This window comes from Mycobacterium sp. 1245852.3 (assembly GCF_001669335.1).
Lineage (GTDB): Bacteria > Actinomycetota > Actinomycetes > Mycobacteriales > Mycobacteriaceae > Mycobacterium > Mycobacterium europaeum_A.
The window spans coordinates 1-7721 of record NZ_LZLL01000269.1; the positions used below are offsets into that span (position 1 = coordinate 1).

The 7721-nt window shown below is 66.1% G+C and carries 7 protein-coding genes; 2 read left to right on the forward strand and 5 right to left on the reverse strand.

Annotated elements, in window-relative coordinates:
* On the forward strand, positions 1 to 807 hold an 807-nt coding region (locus A9W96_RS11635), incomplete at its 5' end, for a zinc-binding dehydrogenase (RefSeq protein ID WP_067139928.1).
* Between the two features lie 27 nt (positions 808 to 834).
* On the opposite strand, the gene A9W96_RS11640 is transcribed toward A9W96_RS11635, so the two are convergent.
* The gene (locus A9W96_RS11640; RefSeq protein ID WP_066877975.1) at positions 835 to 1317 is read right to left on the reverse strand and encodes an SRPBCC family protein; all 483 of its coding nucleotides are present in this window, start codon (positions 1315 to 1317) and stop codon (positions 835 to 837) included.
* A 116-nt stretch (positions 1318 to 1433) separates the two neighbouring features.
* On the opposite strand from A9W96_RS11640, the gene A9W96_RS11645 reads away from it, so the two are divergent.
* Positions 1434 to 1658 carry a hypothetical protein gene (locus tag A9W96_RS11645; RefSeq protein WP_066871322.1) on the forward strand — a complete coding sequence of 75 codons (225 nt, stop codon included), beginning with the start codon at positions 1434 to 1436 and terminating at the stop codon, positions 1656 to 1658.
* Between the two features lie 115 nt (positions 1659 to 1773).
* On the opposite strand, the gene A9W96_RS11650 is transcribed toward A9W96_RS11645, so the two are convergent.
* The 4 genes from A9W96_RS11650 to A9W96_RS11665 all read right to left on the reverse strand — a co-directional run bounded on the left by A9W96_RS11650 (position 1774) and on the right by A9W96_RS11665 (position 7425).
* Entirely contained in the window at positions 1774 to 4092 is a 2319-nt protein-coding gene (locus A9W96_RS11650) for a hypothetical protein (RefSeq protein WP_067021739.1), read from the reverse strand.
* A 66-nt stretch (positions 4093 to 4158) separates the two neighbouring features.
* Positions 4159 to 4497 carry a hypothetical protein gene (locus A9W96_RS11655; protein ID WP_066877979.1) on the reverse strand — a complete coding sequence of 113 codons (339 nt, stop codon included), beginning with the start codon at positions 4495 to 4497 and terminating at the stop codon, positions 4159 to 4161.
* Positions 4498 to 4611: 114 nt separating this feature from the next.
* Positions 4612 to 5883, reverse strand: a complete 1272-nt coding sequence (locus A9W96_RS11660; RefSeq protein WP_067139931.1) for a serine/threonine protein kinase — start codon at positions 5881 to 5883, stop codon at positions 4612 to 4614.
* Between the two features lie 21 nt (positions 5884 to 5904).
* Entirely contained in the window at positions 5905 to 7425 is a 1521-nt protein-coding gene (locus A9W96_RS11665) for a S8 family peptidase (RefSeq protein ID WP_067021737.1), read from the reverse strand.
* Between the last annotated feature and the right edge of the window lie 296 nt (positions 7426 to 7721).

Below are 7721 nucleotides of genomic sequence, written 5' to 3' on the forward strand. Positions count from 1 at the left end.
TGCGACATCGGGGCGAGCCTGTTCGTCCGGGAGATGCCGACCGACGGAACCTGCCGGCGGCACCTGGGCGACGAAGACTTGCTGGCCTACGGGCAACTCGGCACGTTCGCCGAATATGCGGTGCTCTCGGAGAGGTCGGTCATCAAGATCGACGACGCGATCCCGTTCCATGCCGCTTCGCTCGTCTCGTGCGGGGTCAGCACCGGCTGGGGCTCCGCGACGGTCTCGGCGGGCACCGAACCGGGCGACACCGTCGTCGTCCTCGGCGCCGGTGGTGTCGGGATGAACGCCCTGCAAGGGGCGCGCGCCGTGGGTGCGAAGTACGTCGTCGCGGTGGATCCGGTTGACTCCAAGCGGGATTCGGCCAAGATCTTCGGCGCCACCCACACCGCCGCCTCCGCGCAGGACGCGATACCGCTGGTCAACGAGATCACCGCGGGGCTGATGGCGGACCGCGTCGTCGTCTGCCCCGGCGTGGTGCATGTCGACTTGCTGCCGCTGGCGATGGCGCTGCTGCGCAAGGGCGGGGTCTGCGTGCTCACCGGCATCACCCCGTTCACCGAACCGCCGGTTCCGCTGGTGCTGCAGGAGATGACGCTGTCGGCCAAACAACTGCGCGGCGCGCTGTACGGCGGGATGAATCCGCGCACCAGCGTGCCGATGCTGTTGTCGCTGTATCAGGCCGGCGCGGTGAAACTCGACGAGTTGGTCACCCGCCACTATCGGCTCGACCAGATCAACGAGGCGATGGCAGACCTGCGCGAGGGCCGCAACATTCGCGGCGTCATCGATTTCGCCGGCGTGTGACCACGGGCGCGGACTCGTCCCAGCGGCTCAACCGGACTCGAAGTGCCCGCGGATGCCGGCAAGCATCTTGACGTGCGCCTTGACCGCTTCGCGGATGGTCACCCCGGCCAACAGCCGCGGGGCGGTGATCGAAATCCGCTCGGTGATCCGGGTGCCGCCGTCGACCGGATCGAAACTCACCGTGCCGCGCAACCGGACCCCGGGTGACTGGTCGGCCTCGGTCAGCACGTCGCCGCTGACGGGCACCCGCAGCCGGGCGTGATACCCGGTGCGAATGGTGAACGGCCCCAATGGGATCCGGTCGACGACGCGGTAGGCCTGCTGATAGCCGTCGGGGGTTTCGCTGCGGGACACCGTTTCCACGGACACGATCAGCGGATGCACCAGCTTGATGTTGTCCAGATCCACGTAGAAGCCGCGGACGGCGTCGGGTGGCGCGGGCACGTGTTCGCTCAGTGTCCGATCGGCGTGGACGAACACCAACGACCGTGCCCGCGAATGTAACGTCACGGCGACATTCTGCCGGTTTGTTCGCCGTGGCGTTACGCTCGGCGCGGGTCAGCGCCAAGCCGACCGCACGTAACGGTCTATTCCCTCACTTGCGGAATTGACCTAACGTGTCAGGAATGGAGGCAGATGTAACTCCGGAGTCGGTGTCGGTCGAGAACTTGCACTCGGGCGACCCGATCACCGATTGTGGTCAGCGGTACATAGTTCTCGAATCGAAATCCTTCAGCGATAGCTGCGTGGTGCTCGAGCTGGAGTCCAGGGTGGATCACCAGCTGCAGGTCATCGAGAAGTCCTTCCCGATGGGATACCAGGTAGGCAGGGCGAACCACCGAATCCTGTAGCGAATTCCCGTCGCCCGAATATTGCGCGAGTAGCCGGTCGACGGCTACCGCGCTTTCGTGTTTTCGGGCTTCAGATTTCGCGGAGTGGCCGGATGTCGTTGCGATCCTCGCCCGTTCACTGGAAGGCGATGACGTGGGCCAGGCCATCCTTGTCGATGACGACGCACTGGTTAGGAAAGCCGAAATGGTCGCTCACGGCGCCGCCGGGCGGGAACAGGGCCTCCGAAATAGGTGACAGTTCCCAGGATTGGGTTTGGCCGCTGAAGGTGTACTGCATGACGCGGCCGTCGTTGTCGACGGCGAAGCCGACCACCTCACTGTTGTTGCTGGCCAGCGCAGCCACGGGCCGAGCGGTCGTGGGGAAGCTCGCCCCCGCGAGCACGTCGATTCGCGGGGAGTCGAACTCGGTCTTGGCCCGCATCGAGATCACCGTGAGCGCACCGGCGGCGTTGACGGCGAAGGCACTCCTCAGCGGCGCGAGCACCGGCTGCGGGGCACCGGGCGGCCGGAAAGTCACCCCTGCCAGGTCGCTGATGAATGCGCCCTGGGCATAGGCACCCGGCGGGGTCACCGGCTGGGTCGCCCAGCCCTGGTTGGGCGCGCGGAAGATGCCGGTCAATCGGCCCTGGGTGTCCACACAGAAGGCGGTCTGAACATCGAAGACGGTCGGCTTGCTGATTCGGGCGCCCGGCGGGAATGCCGGCGCGCCGACAACCGGACGCACGGACGGCGGCGCCGGGGTTTCGCTGATCACAACCTCCATCAGGGTTCCGTTTGCGTCGATGGCCAGTGTCGACAAGGTGCCGGCGGCGACCTCCATCGGCATGGTCATCGGCTGGCCGGCGACGAACTTCGCCCCGGCGACCGCCTGGATGGTGGCCTGGCCGAACGGCTGGGCCGCCGGCAACCAGATCACCTTGAGCACACCGTCGGCGTTCACGGTCAGGCACACCGAGACGAACGGGCGGGTGACGTGACCGCCGGGCGCGAACCCGCCCCCGCCGAGCTGGGCGATCTGGTTCGGTGACTGCCCGCGCGGCGCCCACACGACGGTGAGCGCGCCGTTCACGTCGACGGCCAGCAGCCCGTCGTCGGTGGCGTCGAGTTCGGTGATCTGGTTGGCGAAGCCGCCCGGATGGAAGCTGGCCCCGGAGACGGTCGACAGGGCCTGGCCGTTAACCGGCAGCACCGTCATCCGGCCCTGGTTGTCCACCACGACACCGTTGGGGCTGACATAGGCGTCGACGGGGAACATCGCGCCCTTGGTGTCGATCGTGCTCGTCTTCCAGCCCGGGCCCGGCGGGGTCACCGGCGCCGGCGGTGCCGGGGCACGGGTGAAGACGATGGGCTGCGGCTCGGTCAGCGGCGGTGTGCATTTCTGCGGGTCGAAAAATTGGGGCGAGTCGAATTGGCCCTTCGACAGCCGCACCGCGTGGTCGATCACCGCGTTGATCAGCGCGGTGTAACTCGCCGACGCGGCGGCCAGCACGGCGTTGGGAGGAAGGCCGGTGAAGAATTGGGGGTTCGTCCGGGCGAAATCGGCGTCGTTGCGGGATTGGATGTAGCGCATCTTGTGGTCGCGGGCGTCGGCGAGGGCGGCCCGGAAGTCGTCGCGCTCCTCGGGAGTAGGCAGGGGCAGGGGCAGCGTGTCGTAGGTGGCCACCTCGGTTTCGAACGCGACCGGGTTGTCCTTGGCGATCTGCGGGAATTGGTGGTAGCGCGCGGCAATCTCGTCGATGGTGACCGTCGGGGAGATGGTCTCTCCGCTCCCGGCGCGTTGATACATCGTCGCGGTGTATTCCGATCGGGTCGCGGCGCTGGTGTTGGCGGTGTTGAACTGTGCTTTGAAGTCCGCCGAGGCGACCAGCATGTCGGCCGCGGCGTTCAGTGAGGTCGCCAGGTTCGTCTGGGTCACCGTCGACTGGGAGGTGATGCGGATGACCGCGTAGAACTCGCCTCCGGTCTGCAGGCCGCGCACGAAGCTGTCGCCGAACGCGCGGGTGAAGGTATCTTCACCCTCACTCGTGTTCAGCAAAGCTGCGGCATCCGGTTTGACAACGAAGTTTTGGCCGCGGGTCAACGGATTCTTCACCACGCACCGAGCAAGTAGGAACGTCGAGGTCGAGTTGATGTTGGTTTGCTCGGAGAAGCTGGCTTTGGCTGAGGCTGAGAAGAACTCGTAGCGGCCTTGCAGAGAAAAGGACATCGACATCTTGTCCATGAGTTCTTCCTGCGAGTTGACGATGGTGATCTCCGCAGTTACTTCCTGACCGGAGGCGGCCGGATCGGCGCCGACGGTGAAACCTTGCAGGGCGGTGCCCACGGCCTGGCCGGTATGGCTGTTGAATCCCATGCCGATCGATTCGTTGTGAAATGCCAGCGTCCGGATCTGGTCGATCGGTGTTGCGGCGGCGGTGGTTTCAGAACTGGTCATGAATACTCCTGGTGGGTGAACTGAAAGTGAGGCGTGGCCGGCGTCGTCGGATGTCGTGCCGGTGAGCTAGGGCTGCGCGGCGACCGAGCATTCGCCGACGATGACGTTGCCCAGATCGATCGGGCCGGATCCATTGATAACCAGGCTCATCCGATAGTCGCCCGCGGGCAGGTTGAACGTCAGCGACCGCATCGCGCTCTGCCCAGGCAGCAGCGGATCGCACGACAGTGATTGGCTGTCGCCGCTGCCCTGATCATCGAGGTCGAAGATGTCCTGGTAGTCGGTGGAGGTGTCGGCGCCGACATTCTTTTCCTGCCAGAAGACGGTGAAATCACCGCCAGCGCAGGGATTTACCGGATCGGTGACGAAGGTGACCTGCTGGTCGAAAACGATGGTTGCGGGCACGGCTGTCGCCTTTCGGGGCTTGCAATTCGCCAGCGGTTGGCGTGCTGGTTGCCCTCGATGCTGTCCGCACCCGCACTTCGGTCGATAGCGTAGTGCGCTACTCGGTTCGGGCTCTCAGGCGGACAGACCGGCGGCATCCAGGACCGCCCAGAGCACCTCGGGATGGCGGATGTCACTGTGCGCGCCGCTGAACGCCGACTGGTTGGCGCAGATGATCTGGTTGCTGTCCAGCGCGTAGAACTTGCCGGACTCAAACCCGTATCGTGAGCCCACTGGCGCCAGTGGCACCTTGATGGGGGCGGGGTCGCGCTGATATCCGTCGTGGCCCATCGCTCCCCACCGGTAGGTCAGGTCGGCCGCGGACTCGCTGTCTTGGCGGCTGAGCATGCTCGCCGTCGGATACCACCATCCGACGGCGCGGTCGGCGGCGGTGAACGTCGACAGCAACGGACCGTCGACCCGGTCGCCATAGCCGGATAGGGCACCGGAGCGGCCCGGGTCGAACGGCAGGGTGTCGGCGAAGCTGAAGTGGGAGAACGCGCCCTGGATCAGGGTCAGCGACTTCACCGGACTGTTTTCGCCGGTATGCCCGTCGCCGAGGCCGGCCAACGCGTAGGACACCAGCCGCGCGCCAAAGCTGTGGCCCATCAAATGAATCCGCAGCGTGGCGTCACGCTGTGCCAGGTCGGCCAGCAGTGGGCCCAACCCCTGTTGACCGACCACACCGGCCCGGTTTTTCATCTCGTAATAGCTCAGGGTGCGCAACACCTCCCGGGCTCCCGACCACATGGTCGTGAACGGATTGGCGCCGCCCATGGCGCCGCTCGCGGCCTTCGGCGCCATCGCGCCGGCATAGGACAGCACGGTGGCAGTGGGATCCTGGAGGAACGCGTTTTCGCCGAGGTCCTCCACCGCGTTCGACTGCGTTGTCACCAAAGCGCCGGCCAGCGTGTGGAATTGGCTCAGCTTGTCCGGGTCCTGCGGCTTTTGGTCCAGCAGCGCGCCCATCGTGGTCAGGTCCTGCTGTTGCTCGGGGAAAGCCGGACTCAGGGCGGTCGCCAGTTCGGCGCCGGTGGATGGTACCGGCTTGGCGGTGACGGGATCGTCGTCGGGGAATAGCAATGAGGGCCAGATGATTCCGGCTGCGGCGCTGGTGGCGGTCCGGGCCCCCAGCTGGTCTGCGAGCAGCCCGAACATCGCCGCGTACAGGTCGCGGGCGGAGTCGACGCCGTTGTTCCATCCGTGAGAGAACACGAACAGGTCGGTGATGCCGCCGGCGGCGATCACCTCCGGCAGGCCGCCGGCACCGGCGCCGGTGGCTGTGTTGAGGCTGCCGGCGGCGTTGAAATCGACTTCGTAGTAAGGCAATCCGTGGATGGTTGTCATGGCGTTGAACCTCGGCTTCGGCTAGACGTTGGACAGGGCGCGCATGAGGTCGATCAGACCGGCGCCCTGGTAGAACTCGTGGCGGCCCAAATCGGTGGCGCTGTCCATGAGTAGTTGCTTGATCAGTTGCGGCTGTCCGATGTATTCGGTGCGGGCCGACATGAACGCCGCGATCGCCCCCGACACGTGCGCGGCGGCCATCGATGTTCCGCTGTCTTCGCGGTAGCGGGCCAGGTGCTTGGGGTTGTGCGGCTCCAGAACGTCCACGCCGGCAACGAACGAACCTGTCGCGGCCGAGGTAATGCGCTCACCGGGAGCCACCAGGTCCGGCTTCTTTCGCCCATCCAGCGTCGGGCCTTTGGAGGAATCGAAGCTGACGCCGTAGGTGTGCGGCTTGTAGCGATGCACCGAGCCCACCGTGATCGCCGAGGCGGCGTTGCCCGGGTCGGTGATAGTGGACAGTTGGCCCCGAACATCGTTGCTGGGTCCGCTCAGCGTTCCGGCCGCACCGGCGTTGCCCGCACTCACCACGACCGCCACCCCGGTGGCGGCGAGCAGATCGAGCTCTCGGCAGATCGGGCTTTGACCGGCCGCGCAGTCCGAGGGCGGCCAATCCGAACCCAGCGAAAGATTCACACCGTGGATTTGGATGCTGCGGCCGCCGGAGTTGACGCGGCGCACCCAGTCGATCGCGTCGAGCACCGCGCTGGACACCGTATTTCCGTCGTCGTCAAGCACTTTCAGGCTGACCAGCTTGGCCTGCGGGGCCACCCCGCTCAACACGGTTCCCGGGTCCAGGGTGCGCAGGGCCCACCGCGGCAGGTCTTGATCGGTCGGTTCATTGGATGCGATCAGCAGTTCGTCGTGGTCGGGCGCCACGCCGGCGATGATGCCGGCAATGTGTGTGCCATGCCCGTGCACGTCGGTCAACGGCCCGCCGCGTGTGGTGTTGCCGATGGTGAAGTCGCGGTGCCACTGCTTTACCAGCGGGTCGGTGAGGTTGCCGTAGCGGGCGAAGTGCGGATGCCGGGCGTCGATGCCGGAATCCAGCACCGCCCACACGATGCCGTTGCCGGCGCAGCCGTAGGTGCGCACGGCGGCATCGGCTTTGACCGTGGTGACCGAGCGGTCCAGGTGGCCCCGCAGCACATAGTCGGGCCAGATGCGGTAGATCGACGGGACTCCGTGCGGTGAGCGGCTTTCCGCGGCCGCAACGTCGGCGGCGGCCAGGGCCCGCATCTGATCGGTGGTCAGCACGCATCGCCAGTAGTGTCGGGCCACCAACGTCGGCGCGGGCGGTGCCGTGGGCCCCGAAAACACGGTCCGCCACAGGTTTCGGAACCGATCGTTCACAGCCTTCGCGTTGTCCCCGGGGTTGAACCGCAACTCGAGGAGGACCATGCGTGTGGTGACCTTCGTGTCGTCGTCGACATGCGTCACCGTCATCGTCGCCTGCTGAGGCGTCAGCTGCTCTGGCGCCTGCACCGCCATCGGACTGATCAACGAATTGGTCGGCACCCGACCGGCCTCACCGGCTTCCATCGCCGCACCCCGCTATCGCAACGACGTTCCGTCGGATGGACATCGCTCCTCCTCTCACCGGCCGGTCGCCCCGAAACACCTGAGCGGCGATACCGCCCGCCACGGCGACTCGCATACCGCCGGTGATCCTTGTCTAGCAGGTCGATCGCCCTCACAAGCAACTTTGCATCCAAGCCCGCAAAGCCATAGCGACACCAGCGCCGAGATCGGCACCGCGGCATGACGCTATCGGCGGTGATTGACCGATCTCGATCATCGTCCGGCCCGGGGCCGGTTTCACGGGTAGTCGACTACTC

Coding starts and splice junctions, on each gene's coding strand:
- A9W96_RS11645 (WP_066871322.1), top strand. CDS start 1,434: ATGGAGGCAGATGTAACTCCGGAGTCGGTGTCGGTCGAGAACTTGCAC.
- A9W96_RS11650 (WP_067021739.1), bottom strand. CDS start 4,092: ATGACCAGTTCTGAAACCACCGCCGCCGCAACACCGATCGACCAGATC.
- A9W96_RS11660 (WP_067139931.1), bottom strand. CDS start 5,883: ATGACAACCATCCACGGATTGCCTTACTACGAAGTCGATTTCAACGCC.
- A9W96_RS11665 (WP_067021737.1), bottom strand. CDS start 7,425: ATGGAAGCCGGTGAGGCCGGTCGGGTGCCGACCAATTCGTTGATCAGT.